This window comes from Flagellimonas lutaonensis, assembly GCF_000963865.1.
GTDB classification, from domain to species: Bacteria; Bacteroidota; Bacteroidia; order Flavobacteriales; family Flavobacteriaceae; genus Flagellimonas_A; species Flagellimonas_A lutaonensis.
Genome location: NZ_CP011071.1, coordinates 1,112,770 through 1,134,382, shown reverse-complemented (window position 1 = coordinate 1,134,382; position 21,613 = coordinate 1,112,770). Strand labels below are relative to the sequence as shown.

At 44.8% G+C, this 21,613-nt stretch carries 18 protein-coding genes; 11 read left to right on the top strand and 7 right to left on the bottom strand.

Going from position 1 to position 21,613, the window contains the following annotated elements; all coding sequences use genetic code 11:
• Nucleotides 1–31 precede the first annotated feature (31 nt).
• The 8 genes from trmB to VC82_RS05240 all read left to right on the top strand — a co-directional run bounded on the left by trmB (nucleotide 32) and on the right by VC82_RS05240 (nucleotide 6,946).
• A complete protein-coding gene (gene trmB, locus VC82_RS05275; RefSeq protein ID WP_045801438.1) occupies nucleotides 32–700 on the top strand; it encodes a tRNA (guanosine(46)-N7)-methyltransferase TrmB in 669 nt (222 codons plus the stop codon).
• A 3-nt stretch (nucleotides 701–703) separates the two neighbouring features.
• Nucleotides 704–1,333 carry a LysE family transporter gene (locus tag VC82_RS05270; protein ID WP_045801437.1) on the top strand — a complete coding sequence of 210 codons (630 nt, stop codon included), beginning with the start codon at nucleotides 704–706 and terminating at the stop codon, nucleotides 1,331–1,333.
• Complete coding sequence (locus tag VC82_RS05265; RefSeq protein ID WP_045801436.1) at nucleotides 1,333–1,659, top strand: MGMT family protein; 327 nt, start codon at nucleotides 1,333–1,335, stop codon at nucleotides 1,657–1,659. Before VC82_RS05270 ends, VC82_RS05265 begins: the two co-directional genes overlap by 1 nt.
• 199 nt (nucleotides 1,660–1,858) lie before the next feature.
• Nucleotides 1,859–2,998 (top strand): Mrp/NBP35 family ATP-binding protein, encoded by a 1,140-nt coding sequence (locus VC82_RS05260; protein WP_045801435.1) that lies wholly within the window; start codon nucleotides 1,859–1,861, stop codon nucleotides 2,996–2,998.
• 2 nt (nucleotides 2,999–3,000) lie between these two features.
• On the top strand, nucleotides 3,001–3,240 hold the full coding sequence (locus VC82_RS05255; RefSeq protein ID WP_045801434.1) for a NifU family protein: 240 nt from the start codon (nucleotides 3,001–3,003) through the stop codon (nucleotides 3,238–3,240).
• 71 nt (nucleotides 3,241–3,311) lie between these two features.
• Complete coding sequence (locus tag VC82_RS05250) at nucleotides 3,312–4,373, top strand: NAD(P)/FAD-dependent oxidoreductase (protein WP_045801433.1); 1,062 nt, start codon at nucleotides 3,312–3,314, stop codon at nucleotides 4,371–4,373.
• A 1-nt stretch (nucleotide 4,374) separates the two neighbouring features.
• Nucleotides 4,375–4,707, top strand: coding sequence for a 2Fe-2S iron-sulfur cluster-binding family protein (locus VC82_RS05245; RefSeq protein ID WP_045801432.1), 333 nt, complete (start codon nucleotides 4,375–4,377; stop codon nucleotides 4,705–4,707).
• Nucleotides 4,708–4,750: 43 nt separating this feature from the next.
• Complete coding sequence (locus VC82_RS05240; RefSeq protein ID WP_045801431.1) at nucleotides 4,751–6,946, top strand: acylase; 2,196 nt, start codon at nucleotides 4,751–4,753, stop codon at nucleotides 6,944–6,946.
• Between the two features lie 74 nt (nucleotides 6,947–7,020).
• Here the strand turns inward: VC82_RS05240 and VC82_RS05235 are convergent, their stop codons facing one another.
• The 3 genes from VC82_RS05235 to VC82_RS05225 form a co-directional block, all read right to left on the bottom strand.
• On the bottom strand, nucleotides 7,021–7,659 hold the full coding sequence (locus VC82_RS05235; RefSeq protein ID WP_045801430.1) for a hypothetical protein: 639 nt from the start codon (nucleotides 7,657–7,659) through the stop codon (nucleotides 7,021–7,023).
• A 52-nt stretch (nucleotides 7,660–7,711) separates the two neighbouring features.
• Entirely contained in the window at nucleotides 7,712–8,890 is a 1,179-nt protein-coding gene (locus VC82_RS05230; protein ID WP_179944605.1) for an acyltransferase family protein, read from the bottom strand.
• A gap of 81 nt (nucleotides 8,891–8,971) precedes the next feature.
• Nucleotides 8,972–10,162: a helix-turn-helix domain-containing protein gene (locus VC82_RS05225; protein WP_045801429.1), complete on the bottom strand. Its 1,191-nt coding sequence runs from the start codon at nucleotides 10,160–10,162 to the stop codon at nucleotides 8,972–8,974.
• Between the two features lie 71 nt (nucleotides 10,163–10,233).
• Here VC82_RS05225 and VC82_RS05220 point away from each other — a divergent pair, with 71 nt between their 5' ends.
• Nucleotides 10,234–11,496 carry an aminotransferase class V-fold PLP-dependent enzyme gene (locus VC82_RS05220; RefSeq protein ID WP_045801428.1) on the top strand — a complete coding sequence of 421 codons (1,263 nt, stop codon included), beginning with the start codon at nucleotides 10,234–10,236 and terminating at the stop codon, nucleotides 11,494–11,496.
• Here VC82_RS05220 and VC82_RS05215 read toward each other — a convergent pair whose 3' ends face one another.
• Nucleotides 11,497–12,399 carry a metallophosphoesterase family protein gene (locus tag VC82_RS05215; RefSeq protein WP_045801427.1) on the bottom strand — a complete coding sequence of 301 codons (903 nt, stop codon included), beginning with the start codon at nucleotides 12,397–12,399 and terminating at the stop codon, nucleotides 11,497–11,499.
• A gap of 114 nt (nucleotides 12,400–12,513) precedes the next feature.
• On the opposite strand from VC82_RS05215, the gene VC82_RS05210 reads away from it, so the two are divergent.
• On the top strand, nucleotides 12,514–14,886 hold the full coding sequence (locus VC82_RS05210) for a hypothetical protein (RefSeq protein WP_045801426.1): 2,373 nt from the start codon (nucleotides 12,514–12,516) through the stop codon (nucleotides 14,884–14,886).
• A 12-nt stretch (nucleotides 14,887–14,898) separates the two neighbouring features.
• On the opposite strand, the gene VC82_RS05205 is transcribed toward VC82_RS05210, so the two are convergent.
• Nucleotides 14,899–16,092 carry a Pycsar system effector family protein gene (locus VC82_RS05205; protein WP_045801425.1) on the bottom strand — a complete coding sequence of 398 codons (1,194 nt, stop codon included), beginning with the start codon at nucleotides 16,090–16,092 and terminating at the stop codon, nucleotides 14,899–14,901.
• 52 nt (nucleotides 16,093–16,144) lie between these two features.
• On the opposite strand from VC82_RS05205, the gene VC82_RS05200 reads away from it, so the two are divergent.
• Nucleotides 16,145–19,852: a metallophosphoesterase gene (locus tag VC82_RS05200; RefSeq protein WP_045801424.1), complete on the top strand. Its 3,708-nt coding sequence runs from the start codon at nucleotides 16,145–16,147 to the stop codon at nucleotides 19,850–19,852.
• Here the strand turns inward: VC82_RS05200 and VC82_RS05195 are convergent.
• A complete protein-coding gene (locus VC82_RS05195; protein WP_045801423.1) occupies nucleotides 19,849–20,712 on the bottom strand; it encodes an NHL repeat-containing protein in 864 nt (287 codons plus the stop codon). The genes VC82_RS05200 and VC82_RS05195 overlap by 4 nt on opposite strands.
• Entirely contained in the window at nucleotides 20,705–21,607 is a 903-nt protein-coding gene (locus VC82_RS05190; RefSeq protein ID WP_045801422.1) for a GyrI-like domain-containing protein, read from the bottom strand. Before VC82_RS05190 ends, VC82_RS05195 begins: the two co-directional genes overlap by 8 nt.
• Nucleotides 21,608–21,613 lie beyond the last annotated feature (6 nt).

Below are 21,613 nucleotides of genomic sequence, written 5' to 3'. Positions count from 1 at the left end.
TTAGTTTTGCCAAAACTTTAATCTTTTTGGTTTGGGAAGCAAGAACAAGCTAAAGCGGTTTGCCGAGAACGAGACCTTTGCCAATGTTGTTCAACCCCCTCGCGAAGAGGTGTTACAAGGTTTCAGGTATACGGGAAAATGGGCGTCCTTTTTTAAGAATGATAAGCCTATTGTGCTGGAATTGGGGTGCGGAAAAGGCGAATATACCGTGGGCTTGGCACGAATGAACCCTAATGTCAACTATATAGGCGTCGACATCAAAGGTGCCCGTTTCTGGCGGGGGGCCAAAACCGCGCTGCAAGAAAATCTTGTGAATGTGGCCTTTTTACGAAGCCAAATAGAGTTGATAGACCTGTTGTTCGGCAAAGAAGAGGTCTCGGAGATATGGATCACTTTTCCCGATCCGCAAATCAAGTACAAACGTACCAAGCACCGAATGACCAACCTACAGTTTCTAGACAAATACAAACGTATTTTAAAGCCCGGTGGTCTAGTGCACCTTAAAACAGACAGCGAGTTTATGCATGGGTACACCTTGGGCCTTTTGCACGGCATAGGGGTTGAGGTTATTTATGCCAACCATGATGTCTATAAAAACGAGGGAAGCCCCAAAGAGGTGCTGGAGATTCAGACATTTTATGAAAATCAGTATCTTGAAAAAGGAAAACCGATTACCTACATCCAATTTAGGATCAACTGACCAATGACCCACTTGTTGATACTTTTTTTTGCCACCTATTCGGCAGCCTTCATGGCTACCGTGCCTCCGGGCCTTCTCAATATGAACGCGGCCAAGGCCAGTGTTGAAAAAGGTAAACTGAACGGCATCGTTTTCAGTTTGGGCGTATCTACCATGATCATGGCGCAGGCCTATATTGCTGTGTACATCTCAAAATTTTTATATAACAACCCACAGGTAATCGATGTGCTCTTTAAGGCTGCCATTGTGGTCTTTGCCTTTTTTGCCGTGTATTTTTTTGTGGTGGCCAAGCGCAACAAGGCCAAAGATTTCACCACAGTAAATGTGAGCAAAAAGAACAGCTTTTTCAGGGGGCTTGCGCTGGCAGCGCTGAATTTATTGACCATACCTTACTATAGTGGCCTGAATGCCATGTGGAACGAGGCAGGCTGGATAAAGTTCGAGGCCCAAGACATTGCAACATTTGTGTTTGCTGCGGCCTGTGGCACCTTCTCAGTGTTGTACCTATATGTGTTTTATTTCAATAAATTGGAGACCAAGACCAGTACTTTCTCCAGAAATTCGAACTTCATACTGAGTGCCTTGATGGTGGTCTTGCTGGCCATCACCTTGATAAGGATTTTCTACAAGTGATGAAAGAGCGAAACTTTTTCGATAAGGTTTACGAGGTAGCCAAACAGATTCCGTATGGCAGGGTAACTTCTTACGGAGCGATTGCCAAGTATCTGGGGGCGGCCCGTAGTGCCCGTATGGTCGGCTGGGCCATGAACAATTCGTTGGCAAAGGATGTGCCTGCCCATCGGGTGGTAAACCGTGTCGGGGTATTAACGGGCAAACACCATTTTGATGGCTCCAATTTAATGCAGCAACTGCTCGAAAACGAAGGCATCAAGGTGGTCGATAACCAAATCGTCGATTTTCAGAAGCACTTTTGGGACCCCGCCAAAGAATTGCAGTAGATGTCGCATCGAGCGAAATCATCTGTAAATCTTTCAAAAATTAAGACATTTTACCAAATAAAGGCTTCCTATCACGCCATCTCCATTTTCAATCCATCTACTTTTATTAGCTAAGCCAAAGCCGTATCTTTGTAATTTAGAATCAGTTTAAACGACTGTGCTTCGATAGGCTTAGCACAAACTAGTTGAAATTAAAAGCATGAAGCTGCACAAAAAAGATATTCTAGAGGCTCTGAAGACCATCTCAGTACCCGGTGAGGGGCAGAACATGGTAGAGAGTGGGGCCGTGACCAATGTTCAGGTTTTTGGCGATGAGGTAGAGGTAGATGTCACCATCAAAAACCCGAGTCTTCAGGCACGAAAAAAGACCGAGGTAGCGATATTGAAGACCATTCATGAAAAGGTCTATGAGAAAGCGAAAATAAAGGTAAACCTTAGGGTTGATGCGCCGGGCAAGTCGAAAGTGAACGAAATCAAGGGCAAGCCCATTCCGGGTATCCAAAACATTATCGCAGTGGCCTCGGGAAAAGGAGGGGTAGGCAAATCTACCATTACGGCGAACCTTGCCGTTACACTGGCGAAAATGGGCTTCAAGGTGGGCCTTTTGGATGCCGACATCTATGGCCCTTCGATGCCCATTATGTTTGATGTGGCGATGGAAAAACCCCTATCGGTCAACATTGACGGCCGGGCCAAAATGAAACCTGTTGAAAATTATGGGGTCAAAATGCTTTCCATAGGGTTTTTCACCCAGCCGAACCAAGCGGTGATTTGGCGTGGTCCCATGGCTGCCAAGGCCTTGAACCAAATGATTTTTGATGCCCATTGGGGCGAGCTCGACTTTTTGCTGGTCGACTTGCCACCGGGTACCGGAGATATCCATCTGAGCATCATGCAGGCACTTCCCGTAACAGGGGCGGTTGTGGTGAGCACCCCCCAAGAAGTGGCCTTGGCCGATGCCCGAAAAGGGGTTGCCATGTTTCAACAAGAGGCCATCAACGTACCGGTTTTGGGCATCGTTGAAAATATGGCCTATTTCACCCCGGCAGAGTTGCCGAACAATAAATACTATATCTTTGGTCAGGCGGGTGCCAAAAATTTGGCAGAAGATCTAGATGTGCCATTTTTAGGGGAAATTCCTTTGGTACAAAGCATTCGGGAGGCGGGCGATGTCGGGCGGCCAGCGGCCATGCAAACAGCCACCCCTGTTGAGGAAGCTTTTGAAGAATTGACCAAAAACGTGGTGAGCCAGTTGGTACGGCGCAACAAAGATCTGCCGCCGACAGAGGCCATTAAGATAACGACCATGGCAGGTTGTGATGCGGTAAAAAAGAAATGAGTATGACACCGGAAGAACTAAGAAGCAACGTAGAGAAAGCCTTGGATGAAATACGCCCCTTTCTTCAAAGTGATGGGGGCGATATCACTTTGATATCGATAGACAATGATACTTCTGTAAAGGTAAGGCTCGAGGGAAATTGTATTGGTTGCAGTGTCAATCAAATGACCTTGAAGAGTGGGGTCGAAATGACCATAAAGAAATATGCCCCCCAAATTCAAGAAGTCATCAATCTTAGCTAAAGGTGATAAAAGTCACAGAACGTTGTTCTCCAAAACCATAGCTTTGCCAGAATTCTAAACGGAACGATTGCATGATAAAAACCGATATTCTGATTATTGGAGCGGGCCCTACGGGTCTTTTTGCCGTTTTTGAGGCAGGCCTGTTGCAGTTGCGGTGCCATTTGATCGATGCTTTGCCACAGCCTGGGGGCCAATGTGCAGAGATTTATCCGAAGAAACCTATTTACGATATTCCCGGTTTTCCTGAGATATTGGCGGGCGAATTGGTCGATAATTTGATGGAGCAGATCAAACCGTTTCAGCCAGGGTTCACCTTGGGCGAACGGGCCGAAACGGTTGAAAAATTGGAAGATGGCACCTTTATCGTAACGACCAACAAGGGCACTGAACACCAAGCCCCTGTGGTAGCCATTGCAGGCGGATTGGGCAGTTTTGAACCCCGAAAGCCCATGATTCCAAATTTGAAACAGTTTGAAGACAAGGGTGTTGCCTATATGATCAAAGAACCGGAGATGTATAGAAACAAAAGGGTCTTGATAGCCGGAGGAGGCGATTCGGCTTTGGATTGGGCCATCTTTTTGGCCGATGTGGCGAGTGAGGTAACATTGGTGCACCGTAGAAACGAGTTTCGCGGGGCGTTGGATTCCGTTGAAAAAGTACAGGAATTGAAAAATCTCGGCAAGGTCAATCTCATAACGCCCGCCGAGGTTGTGGGCCTTGAAGGCAACAAATATTTGGAAGCCGTTACGGTACGAAAGAATTCAAAGGCCAGTGAAGACCTTCGTATTGAAGTGGATGCCTTTATTCCGTTGTTCGGATTATCGCCCAAATTGGGGCCGATTGCCGATTGGGGGCTTGAGATCGAGAAGAATGCCATCAAGGTTGATAATTCACTCGATTACCAAACCAATATTCCCGGTATCTACGCCATTGGTGATGTCAATACGTATCCCGGAAAGCTGAAATTGATTTTGTGCGGTTTCCATGAAGCGACGTTAATGTGCCAGAGTGCCTATCAGCGTATCCATCCCGATAAAAAATATGTGATGAAATATACGACGGTAGGTGGCGTTACTGGTTTTGATGGTAGTAAAAAAGAAGCACCGAAGGCGGTAGTAAAGGCGATTGATTAAAATGTCAGATATTAAAATAAAAATAACCGACCGCGAAGGGGTACTGCACGAAGTCGATGCCCCTACCGACATGAACATGAACCTGATGGAAGTCGTTCGCTCTTATGAACTGGCCCCTGAGGGTACCATTGGCATTTGCGGTGGCATGGCCATGTGCGCTTCTTGCCAGTGTTATGTGCAATCTGATCATGAACTGCCTGAAAAATCAGATGATGAAGAGGCCATGCTCTCAGAGGCCTTTTTCGTGAAAGAGAATAGTCGTCTGGGCTGTCAAATACATATAACCGAAGAGTTGGACGGGCTTGAGATCGAATTGGCTCCTGAGGAGCCCTAAATGTTACAATTTGTGTATTTTCATGGACTGAAATAACCAATCCATGAATCGTATCACTTTTCTTCTTTTAGCATTTATTCTTTTTTTAAGTGCCTGCAAAAAAAACCAACCTATATCCGAAGTCGAAAAATGGCAGGAGCAGGCCGAGAACGTAACCATTGTACGCGATGATTTTGGGGTGCCGCACATTTACGGAAAGACCGATGCCGATGCCGTATTCGGACTTTTATATGCCCAATGCGAAGACGATTTCAATCGAGTGGAGCAGAACTATATCTGGGCCACCGGGCGTTTGGCCGAAGTCGAGGGTGAAACGGCGCTTTATAGTGACCTGCGCGCCAATCTTTTTATGACGGAGGAGGAAGCCAAGGAGAATTACGAAAACAGTCCTGAGTGGCTGCAAAAACTCTGCGATGCCTTTGCCGATGGCATCAATTATTATCTGTACACACATCCTGAGGTGAAGCCAAAACTCTTGACCCGTTTTGAGCCGTGGATGCCCTTTTATTTCAGCGAGGGGAGCATCGGGGGCGATATCGAGCGCATTTCTACCCGAAAGATCGAGGCGTTTTACGAAAGTGATATGGAAATTCCCGAAATGGAAGAATTGAAGCTCAAGAAGAAAGCTGAAATGACTGAACCCCAAGGCTCGAACGGAATTGCCATTTCGGGTGAGCTGACCCAATCGGGCAACGCCATGCTATTGATCAATCCGCATACTTCTTTTTATTTCAGGGGAGAAGTGCATGTGGTGTCTGAGGAAGGGTTGAACGCCTACGGAGCGGTTACCTGGGGGCAGTTTTTTGTGTACCAGGGCTTCAACGAAAAAACGGGTTGGATGCACACCTCGACCTACACCGATGTGATGGATGAATTTATGGAAACTATCGTGAAGCAAGATGGCGAACTGTTTTATGTATATGGCGAGGAATTGCGACCCGTCGAAAAATCTGAAGTGACCTTAAAGTATAAAACCGATGAAGGCATAAAAGAAAAGACCTTCCCCCTGTACCGTACGCACCATGGGCCCATTACCCATGCGGTCGATGGCCGATGGACGGCCTCTGCCATGATGTGGGAGCCTGTCAAGGCGTTGGAGCAATCGTATATCAGAACCAAACAAGATGGCTATGAGGGCTTTCGAAAGATGATGGATATTCGTACCAACTCTTCGAACAATACCGTCTATGCCGATGCCGATGGCAACATTGTCTATTTTCATGGAAACTTCATTCCAAAGCGCGACACCATCTTCGATTATACGCAGCCTGTTGACGGCAGCAACCCAAACACCGATTGGCAGGGGCTTCACACGGTCGATGAGAGCATACTCATCAAAAACCCGCCAAATGGGTGGGTGCAAAACTGTAATTCAACGCCGTACACTGCTGCCTTGGAGTACAGCCCGAAGCGGGGCGATTACCCCAAATATATGTCTCGCGATCAAGAGAATTTTAGGGGGGTTCATGCCATTAAGTTGTTGAAAAATAGAAGTGGTTACGCGCTCGATAGTCTTATTACATTGGCACATGACCCCTATTTGCCTGCATTCGAGGTGTTGATTCCAAAACTGGTTAAATCTTATTATGTCCATCACGATAGAAACCCTAAACTACAAGGTGCTATCGATGAATTGGAGAATTGGGATTATAGAACTTCTGAGAATTCCGTGGCCATGACCTTGGCACATTTTTACGGGTTAAAATGTTTGGAAACGGGATTTTCGGATAATATGAAAGAAGCACCATCACAGATGGAACTACTTGAAAACGTCGAATTTTATATTACAGATGAGAACATGTTGGAACTTTTTGAATTGGTAGTTGACAAATTGGTGGCGGATTTCGGCACTTGGCAGATGCCATGGGGCGAGGTAAACCGCTATCAAAGGTTGACGGGCGATATTAGGCAGGAATTTGACGATTCGAAACCCAGTATCCCTATTGGTTTTGCCAGTGGGCGTTGGGGAGCTTTGGCGGCCTATGGGGCCCGTTACCACAACAACACCAAAAAGATTTACGGTACACGGGGCAACAGTTTTGTGGCCGTGGTAGAGTTTGGTGACAAAGTCAAGGCCAAGACCATTTTGGCCGGTGGGCAGAGTGGCGACCCTGAATCACCCCATTTTGACGACCAAGCACAAATGTATGCTGACATCAAATGGAAAGATGCCGCGTATTACAAAGATGATGTACTAAAACGAGCGCAGGAGACATATCATCCAGGGGAACGGAAATAAATTTGCTGAACGCTGAGTTATTCTTGTTGATAATTGAATTTGTATTTGAAACTTCTTGGGCTTGAACTTTAAGATTACTCAGTTTCTTTGACAACGATAAGACTTGCCTTTGATCCCGTGGAAAGATTCCAAAGATTGTTGTGGATGATGTTGCCCTCTTCATCGGCCACCATGATCTGTGCAGTATTGGGGCCTGAGGTGCCTTGGTTCAGCGCCTCGAAGTCCAAGCGGTTGAAACCTTCGACCAAATCTACATTTACCCCTTTAAAGGTTCCCGACAGCAGCACATTGTGCTCTATGATTTCACCGTTCAAATAAATACGCACCCGGTCGCCATCAACATATTCATGGTCACGACAGACAACCCCTACGAATTTGGCCTTGGTCTTGACATCACCCAGGTACATATCACCAAAAAATTGGTTTGAACCCTTTTTTTCTTTCTCGACCACTTTTGGATCTATAACCAGATCATGCCCAGCTTGTACCAATTCTTTGTCGGGTAGCATTTTTATATTGGGCGTGTTGTCTTTTGAGATAAGGCTTTCGTCAATAACAGAGGGCATGCGAAGCACAGTGCCTTGGTTGCTGGGCTTAACATCAAGATTGTTCTTTTCACCAATCTTTAAAGGCTTGGTGGTGGGGATATCGCCTTGGGCAAACCCAACTTGGGCCACCAATACCAATGCTATTATAAAAATGGATGCTTTCACCTTAAACTTTGGTCGTTTTGCTTCATTAAAAGTAACAAATACCTTGCCAGTGCTATGGTAAAAGGCTGTTAAATATGTTTTTAAATCGATGAATGGTCCTTTTGCTGGTTTTTTCCCCTTTTAGCCCGAAGAGAGGGTGCAATAATCGAATCCTGAGAATGATGAAATCGTAGATCAGCCAACTGATTCCGAACGTTCCAACAATCAATAAAATTGCTTTAGGAAACAGTCCCCATTCCAAATCCATCAAAAAATAAGCAATCACGATGGTCACGGTCTGGTGCAAAATGTAAAACGGATATACGGAACGATTAGCGTATGACAGCCTTTTGCTGGGCCTGTTCAAATATTTCGCCGAATAAGCAAAGAGCACCAAAATCCATGACCAGATATTGACAACTTTTATAAAGGCTTCGGTAAAATGAACGACGATACTGTCTTCAAAAAATAGCCAAATGATAAGAAGTGCCGAGAAGGCCACCATGCCAATGGCCAACGCCCTGTTTTTTATCTTGGGAAGCGTTTCCCAAAATATTTTTCCGGCGGAGACCAACAGAAAGCCATAGAAAAAGAATAAAATGTTGAAACTGATGGTGAACCAATCACCGATCAAGGCATGGGTCACGGGAAAAAAGGGCTCTACAAAGGCCTCGACAAGAAACAGGGGCAGTACAAAAACGTAAGCACCAAACGGTTTTTGCAGCATCTTTTTCACCCATGCCCCCAAGCGGGTAGTATTTCTCCTTAGATATATGAAGAGAGGCCCCAAAACCAAAGAGAAAAGCAACAAATAGGGCAAAAACCAAAGGTGGTGCCAACTTATGTTTCCTTCAGGGTACACACCATTAAAAGCAACGGTGGTCAAATAATCCAGATATGAGCCTTGAAACTGCCCATGTGCCAAACGCTCAATATAGACTTGGGGAGGCACAATCAAGAGCATGCCCACAAACAAGGGAATGCCCAAACGTTTTGCACGCTCCCAACTAAACTGTCGTAAGTTTCGGTGCGATAATGCATAGTAGGTGCCCATACCAGAAATCACAAAAAGAATGGGCAAGCGCCATTGGTTCAGAAAGAGCATTGGCCAACGGAGCCATTCGTAAATGACATTGTTCTTGATATGCCATCCCCAGGGCACAAAAAACATGCCTACGTGATAGAAAATAAGTAGGCCAAAGACGATGACCCGCAACCAATCCAAATCGTACCGACGTATTTTTTTCTCCATGACTTTGATGTTTGTGTCAAAGGTGGAATCTTTTTCTTCAAGGGACGTATTATTTAGACCCCAAGAAGTTCAGAATTGTAATTATGGAGAAGTTTTGGCCTTTATATAACCTGCCGGGGAAAGACCGGTATGTTTTTTAAAAGCGGTATAAAATGCTGATTTTGAACGAAAACCTACCGAAGAACCGACAGCTTCGATGGTAAGGTGTCGATAATCTCCGCTCTTGAACTTTTCTTTGGCCTCCTCAATTCGTTTCTTGTTCAAATAGTCATTAAAATTACTGTCAGTATTTGCATTGATTACCTTTGACACCAGATTGGGGCTAACATTTAATTCTTTGGCAAGGCCCTTTAACGAAGCATCTTGTTCCAAATGGTACTTTTCCTTGGCGATGTATTCTTCAATATCTGAAATGGATAAGTGGCTAGAAGTATAGGTCTCGTATTTGTCTGCCGCCCATGATTTTTCAAAAACCCTCGACTCTAGTGTAATTGCCGCTGATGTGACAAAAATGATGATTGTGAACAATATGCCCAATAGGTGGTCGCCGCTATCATCATCATACGAATAGAAAACAAAAAACAAGCAAATAAAGAACAGCAATGATATTAATGCCGAATTTCTGCTGAACAGATACTTTTTTACCTTGGCCATGTGGGGAACTACCTTCCTCCTTTTAAACTCTTGCCAGACCAATCGCAGTGCCAGAATCGAGTAGAAAAAGAGGCTTGCGAGCACCAATTGGTCAAAATGGTTTTTTATCCAATGATAGGAATAGTCGAACGATTCAGGTACCGGAACATATTCAATTTCTGAGTGATAGGCCCCGAGGTAGGCATTCAGTTTTACTGCCAAGGGTGCATTGTAATAGGGAATCTGAGTTATGATGTAAAACAGTGGAAGTACAAAATGCCACCAATGTTTTTTTAAGTTAAAAGGCTCGCGTTTGATCAATATATGCACGAACAGATAAAAAGTGGGGGCAATCAACAATACAAGGGGCTCCGTTGAGTCGTTGAAATGCAGTGCATATTTCATGAGCCCGGTATAGCACAGGTAGACGTCAAAAAAAACCAAAGACTGGCATAAAAGTGACCATCCCAAGAAATTAAGGGCGGTATTTTTGTGAAATCGCAATAATGTCATGCCACTCAAGAACAGCCCTTGAACCACACCTAAAAGGATGACGTGCGAGAAGAAATTATGGTCAACGGGTATTTGTTGTACTATGGATTGCAGTTCTTTCAAAACAAAGGTCGCACTGATATTCATGTACCGAAAATTAAGCATTTTAGTGCTCTTTTGACTATCTTTCAATGGATGGAAACACTAAATTTTGAGGGATGCACAAAAGGGATTTTTTGAAACGTTTGGGCCAAGCGGCGGCCATATCGCCCTTTTTGTCGTGGGACGCCATGGCACAATCATCTGTGGAAGATATCCCGTACCCTATAGACGATGACGAAGGTTTCTGGCAACGGATCAGAAAAGATTATGCCCTGAAACCCGAATACATCAATCTAGAGAATGGGTATTACAATTTTGTTCCGATTCCTACGCTGAACAAATTCATAGAACATGTCAAGAAGGTGAACTATGAAGGCTCGTACTATATGCGTACGGTACAGTGGGACAATAAGAACAGGATAGGTGGACGGTTGGCAAAATTGGTCGGGTGCGCAGCTGATGAATTGATCATAACCAGAAACACTACGGAATCGCTTGATATGGTCATTGGCGGTTATCCCTGGAAAGAGGGTGACGAGGCCATTTTCGCCCTGCAGGATTATGGAGCCATGCGTGACCACTTTTTTCTGATGCGAGACCGCTATGGAATTATCTGCAAAAAGGTTTCGGTGCCGAACCATCCCGTTTCCGATGAGGAAATCGTTTCACTTTATAAGGCCCAAATTACACCAAAATCCAAGCTGTTGATGGCCTGCCATATGATCAACATTACGGGGCAAATCCTCCCAATTCGAAAGATTTGTGATATGGCCCATGAACAGGGCGTAGAGGTAATGGTCGATGGCGCGCATACCGTAGGACATATACATGTAGACATCTCCTCCTTGAACTGCGATTACTATGGATCCAGCTTGCACAAGTGGTTGAGTACCCCGTTGGGGGCCGGAATTTTGTACGTGGCCAAAGATAAAATACCGAATATTTGGCCGCTGTTGGCAGAGCACAACAAAGAGCCCCACGATATTTTGAGGCTGAACCATACGGGCACCCACCCCGTGCATACCGATCTGGCCATCGACAACGCCATTGATTATCTTGAAATGATCGGACTTGGACGTAAAGAAAAGAGAATGCGCTATCTACAACGTTATTGGAGCGACCAATTGCGTGATGTCGAAAATGTTGTGGTAAACACGCCTGAAGATGAGCACCGCAGTTGCGGTATTGCAAATGTGGGCATTGTAAACATGAAACCGTCAGATATGGCGAAGGCCTTGTTCGACGAGTTTGGCATTTATACTGTGGCTATCGACTATGCCAATGTTCACGGGTGCCGCATAACCCCCAATGTGTACACAACCACCGAAGAGCTCGACAGGTTTGTCGATACCGTTAAGACCTTGGCAAAAAGGGCGTGATCAACGCTTGGCTTTCTGGTAATCTGATAGGTTTTCAGGCCCTTCCAGCATAACCCTGATTATTTGCAGGGTGCCATCGGGTTTGGTGGCAATATGCCATTTGATCAGTGAAATTTTTCCGTTTTCAATTTCGATGCCGGTGATGCTTCGGGGGTGTACACAACTGCCATCATTGAAAAAGGGAATCTCGCCTGGCTCAGGAAACCGCGGTCTGTGCGTATGCCCGACAATGGTCAGTTTTAGATTATGGTTCAGTATCCAGCGTTTGATACGCTTTTCAATGCGAATGAGCTCTTTGTAGTTTTTTGCAGGACTCGTGGGATCGGCAATGCCCCATACCTGAAGGGGTTTCCAAAGTACTCGCACCAAAAAACGCCCGATGCGCCAACAGACATAGTTCCACCAATCGGCTTGGTGGCCATGGGCACAGAAAATTTCCTGACCTGTTTCGGTATGTTGCAACAACAGGGCCTCATGGTATTGGATATTCTCAAAAAGTTCTTTGTCTTTTCCTTCTATGGGTTCAAAGTAGTGATAAAGGTGTTTTTCAACATATTTAGGGTCTTGGTACACCATATCATGGTTTCCCCACACCATGTGCAGGCGGTTCTCTAGGTGAAATTGCCGAAGAAGTTGAAAGACATTCTTATGGGCTTCAAAAATAGATTCAAAGTGAAGGTTCTCCCATAGCTCATCGCCATCGCCCAGCTCGCAATAATGAAACCCTTCCCTGTAATAGTGGTTCAGGGCATGAAAATAGATGTTACGGTTGTTGGCAAAGTCATCTGCAAAACTGTTGTCTCCCCTGTGGCAATCACTGAAAAAAATAAATTTTGATTCATCGTCAAAAGCGATGACCTTGGCCTTTTCATAGGCACGGTTAAGTCGTGAGTTGGAAGACATGAAAGTTTATTTCCTTAAATATCCAAAAAAAGCACAAGACCCGTAAAAAATCACTGAATAAAACTTTGCCCCCAGATTTTGTAATTTTATAGGCTCAACCGAGACAAATAGGGTATGGAAAAGTGTTACGAAGGAGAAGCTCCCTTGGTTCAATTGGTCAGTTTCAACAAATTGTTGGAGCATTATGATGAGCAACTGAAAAGCAAGGACAAGTTTCTTGCCGAAAGGGCCAAACATGTGCTTGAAGCCCAGGCCCCATATCCAGAACTCAGAGAAGGGTTTACCGACCTCAGTATTTTAGAGAAGCGAAAGGATGTCATAAAGATAATCTTGGCCGACACCTTTTCGCCAGTCTTGACCCATAACGAAATAAAGGCTGCCTCCATTCCCTTTGCCAATCTGGTGTTCAACTCATCAAAGCGTTTTCAGAAAATTCTTGAAGAGGCCGGGGATGATTATGAATTGCAGATAGGAAATCTACCGGAACATATGCACTATATCATGCAGTGCACGGTGATTTTAGCCTTCTACTACGGTTACAAAGTAGATTTTAAGCGCCCCATCTTTTTTGATATTCCCGATGCTGAAGGGGTCATGCGCCACTATCGAATTCTGTACAATGCCGATTTCATGGAGTTGGAACCTACAGACAAGGCCAAGGAACTGACCCAAAAAGATTTCGATGAACTGCTGGCGAACTTTGACAACCTAGAGCTGTGGAAAGAGAAGATTCCGCCAAATAGCTTCATTTCAAAAGGTTTCGTGATCTGCAATATGTTCGATGTTACCGCAGAACATTCCATTTCAGAGATCAAATCGACACTGATTGGGGGCAACAAGCGTGGCAGTGGGGTGTTCATGGATAATTTTCAAGATACCTTCAGATCGCTTTTTAGTCTTAACAACATAAAGGTCGGGTTTACAGGGTACGACCAAGGAGCCAACCGATTTCTAAAAATTCACGGAAAAGGCATTGAAAGCTTTATTCTAAAGGGCGAAGAACAAGGGGCAAAGGATATCCTATCTTGCAGCTATTGTTATGGAAAACTCTTGAATGAAAGTGCTTTTTTCGCTATCCCGAATATTGATGCATCTTTTGAGAAGTCAAAAGGAATGCAACCTTACAAGAACCTCAAGGAGCAAGGGCTTAAAAGTGCTATTCTAGCACCCATTGCAGACGATGGCCAATTGTTGGGCGTGCTCGAGATCGTATCCTCAAAGGTGAATGAGCTCAACAGTGTCAACGCCAATAAATTGGCCGATGTAATGCCCTTTATTGTATCGGCGGTGCTTCGCTCTATAGAAGAAGAGCAGAATTTGATAGATGCCATTATTCAGCACGAATGCACTACTGTGCATTCTTCGGTATATTGGAAATTTCAAGAAGAGGCCAAACGTTTTATGGTCAATCAGCTACAGGGCAAACAACCCGAATTTCAAGAGATTGTCTTTAAAGAGGTATATCCGCTCTATGGGCAAATCGACATCAAAGATTCTTCAAAAGAACGCAACAAGGCCATTCAAAGAGATTTGATGATCCAGCTATCTGAGATCAATGCCATATTGAAGAAGGCCTTTGAAAAAACGAACTTGCCCATATACGACGAGTTGATTTTTAGGGTCAACAACCATCTTGATGAGGTTCGGGAAGCACTGCACACCAATACGGAGCAAGCGGTCTTCGATTTTGTGAACGATGAGGTGAATCCTGTATTAAGGCATTTGAAAGATGAAGACAAAGAGTTGAACAACTTGATCACTGCCTACGAGAGCAAAATCGATATGGGCACCGAGTCATATTACGATCATCGTCGAAACTACGACGAAAGTGTGATGGAGGCCAATATGCAATTGGCGGCTCTTCTAGATAAAAAACAATTAGAGGCACAAAAAATGTTTCCCCATTATTTTGAAAGATACAAAACCGATGGGGTAGAGCATAATATGTACATCGGCAGCTCTATAGCGAAAGACCTCACCTTTAACCAGTTGTACCTTAACAATCTAAGATTGTGGCAGTTGCAGGTTATGTGCGATATGGAGAACCGGTATTACGAGCTAAAGCCCAAATTGCCCATTAAATTAGACGTGGCCTCTTTGATTTTGGTGTACAGTACCTCGCTTTCCATTCGATTCAGGATGGATGAAAAACGCTTCGATGTAGATGGCACCTATAATGCACGGTACGAAATAATCAAGAAACGAATAGATAAATCATATATAAAGGGCACCAACGAACGGTTGACCCAAAAGGGCAAACTTGCCATTGTGTACTCACAGAAGAAAGATGAGCTCGAATATCTCAGGTACATCAAGTTTCTCAAGGCCAAGGGCTATTTCACGAACAATATCGAGATAGTGGAATTGGAAGGCCTACAGGGAGTTGCTGGGCTCAAGGCAATCCGTGCCGAGATTCTTTACAAGAAAGATACCGCCTCAGAAACGACCTATACGTACAACGACTTGATGGAAGAACTGAAATCGTAATGTATAAGACCTTTAGAGAGGCAATCGTTCAGGGCCGAAGTATTTAAATGCAATGGCGAAAGCAATGACTGAGATAATCATGCCCACCATAAAAATGGTGTAGGTCCACCGTAGCAGTTTGTATTTTCTGTTTAGCACCAACCCCAAAAAATAAAGGTCTTTGGTCAACGATGAATAAATATAGTTTCGGTCGTTCAACATTTCTTTTATGGCCCATTCGTAGTCGGCAAGCGGCATCTTGTGGAAATTGCCAAAAAACAACAGATTTACCTTTTTGTTTTTCACATCCTCTTGGGTAAACTCACCACTGGTAACATTGGGTCGTGTGGCCAATACGGCAAGTACCATTGAAATGATGCTGAACAAGATAAAAATCACCGTCGGGTAGATCAAGTAGGAGTTTGAGGGGTTGTCGAGCTTGGGTATGAGGTTGGCCAAGGCCAGAGAGATAATAATGGCATTTACCGAAAGAAGAATGTTGGCCTTGGTATCTGCGATATCGCTTAATGTCAGGTGGTTTCTAAGCGTGACGCGATAGAGTGTTTGAATGCCCCTATCGGGGCTTTCGCTCTTGAACTTTGCCTTTAAGGCCTCCTTTTTCCTGATTTTCTTTTCCTCCTTTTTGGCCTTGATGAGTTTTCGAAGGTTCTTGTCTTTTCGGGGTTGCCAGTGCTCTTTGGCATAATCGGTATAGAAACGGTGTTCTGTTCTGAACATTTTGATGTTTTCTTCACACCACTCACTTTGCGAGTATGTGGCAATGCCCAAAAGAAAAAGTTCTTCCCTGAGCAGTTCAGATGTTTCTAGATAGCTTTTTGAGCCCAAGTGCGAGGCATCTGCATCACGTATAATCTCTTCTTCGAGGGTTTGGGGCTCATAGTGGCGTTCGGTGGCCATGATGAGCTTTTTTACTTCTGCAATCTTATCATTGTCATATTGTTGATCGGTCAAAAACCGCTCGGCAATGGCACAGCTTTTTTCTTCATGCTTGGTGTGGCCCTTGGTGTAACCGATATCGTGCAACCATGCACCCAAAAGCAATAACTCTTGTTTCGAATCATTGAGCCCGTAATGTTCAAGCAATTCTTTCGTATTTTTAACTACCCGCTGGGTGTGGCGTAAGTTGTGGTAGAGATACTTTTCAGAAAGCTCGTGGGTCAATAAATCGCTTACGAATGCTTCAGTCTTTTCTACTATGCTTGACATATAGGTTGCTAAGAGTTGACAAATTACAAAAATTGCCCCGAACAATTCAGTTATGAAAAAAAACTGCCTTATTGTATTATCTGTACTGTTTTTATCGGCTTGCGCCACAAAAAAGGTGCAGTATTCAGATGCTCAGTCGGCCATCCGGGCCACACCTGACAAGAAGGTGGCGCATACTTTTTATTTGATAGGCGATGCAGGGAAATCCCCTATTGGTGGCATGAATCCGGTACTCAAGAAATTTAGGTCGCGATTGTCTGAAGCCCCCAAGAACAGTACCGCCATTTTTTTGGGCGATAACATCTACCCCGCGGGGCTTCCTGATAAAAAAGATTCGACCCAGGCTTACATAGAGGCCAAGAGCCATTTAGATGCCCAGTTGGCCACTCTCGAGAACTATAAGGGAAAACCTGTTTTTATTCCCGGCAACCATGATTGGTACACCGAAGGACTGATCGGTCTCAAACGCCAAGAGAACTATATTGAGGAAAAACTCGATAGCAAAGAAGTGTTTTTTCCTGAGAACGGATGCGCCATGGAGCATTTCAAGATCGGTGATGACATTTTGGTCATTACCATCGACACCGAGTGGTATCTGACCAATTGGAACAAAAGGCCGGACATCAACGACAATTGCGATATCAGAGACCGAGAGCGATTTTTCGAAGAGCTCGAAAGCCTTATCAAAAAGAACCGCGACAGAACCACCCTGATCGCCATGCACCATCCTATGTTCTCTTACGGTCCGCATGGGGGCCATTATTCATTGGAAAAACACATTTATCCGAAAGGCCATACGATCCCATTGCCGGGATTCGGCACCTTGATCAATGTACTGCGGCGCACCTCAGGGGCCTCGATTGCCGATATGCAGAACAAACGCTACAATGAACTCAAAAAACGTGTGGTGACCTTGGCACAGTATTCAGAAAACGTGATTTTGGCCTCTGGCCATGAGCATACCCTACAGTACATTGTTGAAGAGAACACCCCCCAAATTGTAAGTGGTTCGGGGGCCAAAGAAGGAGCGGCACGCCTTTTGAACGGCAGCCGGTTCTCTACAGGAAAAAGAGGGTATGCCATTTTGAAAGTTTTTGGGGATGGCTCTTCTTGGGTCGAATTTTATGGTGTCGAGGGCAACAATGAAGCGTTGTTGTTCAGTACCCAAGTGTTGCCCCCTGAACGCAAGACTGTTCGATTCAAAGGCCATGAAGACTTTCCTAAATATGTGTCAACTTCCATCTATACAGAAGAAGAGGTCGATAAATCGAACTTTTTTAAAACACTTTGGGGCGAGCGGTACCGTAAATACTATGCCACCAGGGTAAAAGCGCCCACTGTTCGATTGGACACCCTTTACGGAGGATTGAAACCGGTACGCAAGGGGGGTGGCCACCAAACCAAATCACTACGCCTTGAGCATAAAGACGGTCGCCAATTTGTAATGCGGGCCCTTAAAAAGAGTGCCGAGCTATACCTTCAGGCCATTGCCTTCAAGGATCGGTACATCGTAGGCGATTTTGAAGATACGTATACCGAAGCGCTTCTGCTCGATTTTTATACCGGGTCGCACCCCTATGCGCCTCTTACCGTGGGCACCTTGTCTGATGCGGTCGGTATTTACCATACCAACCCGAAACTGTACTATGTGCCCAAACAGGCCGCATTGGAAGATTTCAATGATACCTTTGGCGATGAACTTTATATTATCGAAGAGCACCTTTCAGAGGGGCACGGTGAAGTGGCCAGTCTGGGCCATGCCGACAAAATCATGGGTACCGATGATTTTATGGAGAAGCTCAGAAAAGACGAGGACTTTAAGTTGGATGAAGAACTATATGTGCGGGCACGGCTTTTCGATATGTTGATAGGCGATTGGGACCGCCATAACGACCAATGGAGGTGGGCCCAGGTTGAAGATGGCCAGGGAAACAAAATTTTCAGGCCCATACCCCGTGATCGAGACCAGGCCTATTCGATTATGGGCGATGGTGCATTGATGGCCTTTGGTACCAGGGCCATACCATCATTGCAGCTTTTTGAGGGCTTTAATGAAGAAATAAGAAGTGTAAAGGGGTTCAATTCATCACCCAAGACATTTGCGCTCGACATGGCACTGCTCTCGCAGACCACAATGGACGATTGGATCGATCAGGCCAGATGCATCCAAAGAAACATTGATGAAACAGTTGTCGATAGGGCTTTTCAAGAATTTCCGGAGGAGGTACGCGATGAGACCGTTGACAAATTGAAGCGCATATTGTTGGCCCGGAAAAAGAACTTGGCACAAACCGCCAAGGAATACTATAAGATCCTGAACAAATACAGTGTGGTGACCGGTACCGACAAAGACGACCATTTTATGATCACCCCCTTATCCGATGGAAAATTGGGCGTCAGGGCCTATAGGATAATAAAGGGAAAGTTGAAAGACCTTTTTTTTGATAAAGTGTACGACCCCCGATATACCAAAGAGGTGTGGGTGTACGGCCTTGATGATGATGATGTCTTTGAGGTGTCAGGAAACACTGGAAAGATAAAAGTGCGGCTGATTGGCGGCCAAAACAATGATGTGTACAAAATTGCCGAGAAATCAAGGGCTGTACACGTTTATGACCATAAATACAAAAAGAATACCTACGGTGAGACCTTTGGGGGCAAAATACACAAGACCAATGATTATGATGTGAACACCTATCAGTTTCTCAAGATCAAGGCGAGCAATAACCAGATTTTGCCGGCCCTGGGATTCAACCCTGATGATGGTTTTCGCATAGGCATTACCGATATATACACCCACAATGGTTTTAGACAGAATCCCTTCACTTCGCAGCATACGATTAACGGAGCTGTATATTTTGCAACCAACGGTTTTGATCTGTCCTATGTCGGTGAGTTTGCGAATGTTTTTGAAAAAATAAACTTTGAAATTACCACAAAGTTTACAAGCCCCAATTTCGCAATCAATTTTTTTGGTTTTGGAAATGAGACGGATAATCTGGATGATGATCTGGGGCTAGACTTTAACAGAGTACGCCTTAAGACTATCAAAATAGCCCCAGCACTAGTTTGGCGGGGTCATTTAGGCTCCAAAATAAGGCTGGGCATTGGTTACGAATTAATTGAGGTCGAAGAAACTGAAGGCCGATTTATCAATACTTTTTTTATACAGAACCAACAGGAAAATTCGAAGGAATTTTTTGCACTTGATGCAGAATATAGTTACTCGAACACCGACAACGACGCTTTTCCCACCATGGGCATGGCATTTTCACTGAACGGTGGTTTTAAAACCAATGTGAGCGAATCAGATAGGTCGTTCGGCTATGTGGTTCCGAGCCTATCCTTTAACTATAAGATCAGCCCCGATGGGCGCTTGGTGCTGGCCACCAAGTTCAAGGGGCATTTCAATATCGGCAACGATTTTGAATTTTATCAAGGCGCAAGTATCGGGGCCAACAACGGTCTTCGTGGGTTTAGGTTTCAGCGGTTTACAGGAAAGACTGCTTATTTTCAGAATACCGATATTCGGTATAGTTTTAGAAAACAAAGAACTGGGCTGCTGCCCGTTACGCCAGGTATCTATGGGGGGTTCGACTATGGCCGTGTTTGGTTGCCCGACGATAGCTCCACCAAATGGCACAATTCGTTCGGGGGTGGATTTTTTGTGAACGGAGCGGATGTTTTGTCAGCCAACATAGGCCTTTTCAACAGTAGCGACGGACTGCGTTTTTCGTTTGGCCTTGGTTTCGGGTTTTAATCTTTTGGCAGTTTGAAACGATAGATGTTTCCACCTGAATGTGGGCCTCTTTCATCGGTAAGCAACAAGGTGCTGTCGTTTAAAAAGGCCACCGCCTCTAATTGGGATTCTGTTTGCAGGTCAACGGTTCTCATTTTTCCTTTTGTGAAATCTGGCATCGCAAAGTCGGTAAAGACCCATAGCTTGCCGTAGCCCAAAAGCACTACCTTTTTACCATCTTTTGAAATGTCGGCCGAAGTGACCACACAGCTAAATTCTTCCTCGCACGGGGCAAAGCTTCCTATTTTTTTGGCCTTGTAGTTGCCTTCTGTGTCGGGTATTTGGTATACCATTGCTTTTCCATTAAAAGGCCTTGACCTGTTTTTGGTGATGATATACAACGAATCGCCATAGTGAAAGAACGCCTCGGCATCATAAAAAAGCTTTTCTGCGGAGGGTGGAAAGGCCGTTTGCTCAGGATACTTGAACCGTATTTTCACAGCATCAATACGGTCGCCTTTTTCAATTTCAGGATTTGGCAGTTTGTAGATCACCAAATCTTTTCGTTTGTTGTTGTTATTGCCAAAATCACCGATATAGACATTCTTTTCGCCGTCGGTTGCCAAATCTTCCCAATCGTTGTTTTTGGCATCCTTGACATCGAATGAGGTCAACAGGTTTCCTTGAATGTCGATCTGATAGATGTTGTCGGCATTTCCATTGTCTTCGATGGTCCAGATCGTTGAATCATTGAAAACGGCAATCCCTGAACTTTCATCCATCTTTGAGGGCAGTTTGGCCACAAACTCAAGTTTTCCGAAATCCTGCAGGCCACAAGAGAGCAAAAAAAGAATGGTGAGAAACTGTAGGGTCTTACTCATGAGTTTCTTTTATGGGCATGAATATTTCGGCCTTCCAGTTGACCTCATCGCCCCCTGTGTTGGGGTTGTTGTAAAAGATCTCGACCGGCTTGCGATCTACCTCAATATTGTTTTTTTTGGCATAATGTAGAAGGGCGTACCAAGCCCTGTCAGAGGTGATGTAGTTGCCATTGTAGATGGCTTTCAAGGCTTTTTTTGAAAAAACGCGTTTATATTTTATTTCAGGATGGATGGGTAGTTTTTCTGACCGTACGATCGGAAAACAGAAATTATAGGTGACACTGTCGGTCTTCATGTTCCAATCGAGCACTTCAATTAGTGGTGGCCCGTTAGGTTCTACTCCATGTTCAAGCATTGCATTCGATAGCAAAGGAAGGTTATCCATCATGCCTGCCGCCTTTTTGTGTTGTGTGGTCTTTATGGTGACATAGGCGGCATAGGTGGTCGGCACCTCACTTTCACCTACAATGGTGACCTTGAACCGGTCTATATGCTGGGTCAGCAGCTCGCTGAAATCCAACACGGTCTTTCGTGACCTTTTCTCAAAATCTGTATCCATAAAGGGCACCTTGATCTTGTTCATCAGACTGTGGTCCATGTCTTTTATGTTCACTATGACCCTTGAGGTTGAATCGGTCAATCGTTTAATGCGCCATTTGTAGATATGCGTTGAATCGCCAAACGTGAGGGTCTGCCTAAGCTGCTCAATGGTTGCGCCCTGAACGATCTCGCCGGGGTTGTCAAGATTTTTGTTCCATACCTTAAGCGTTTGGTTGATGGCCCCCGGAAACGTGTTGACATTAAAACGTATTTGATAGTCTTGGGGCCATAAAAAGAGATACCCGACCAATATACCAATGATAACAATGGCAACGACAGCGCTTATTTTTTTCACAACACC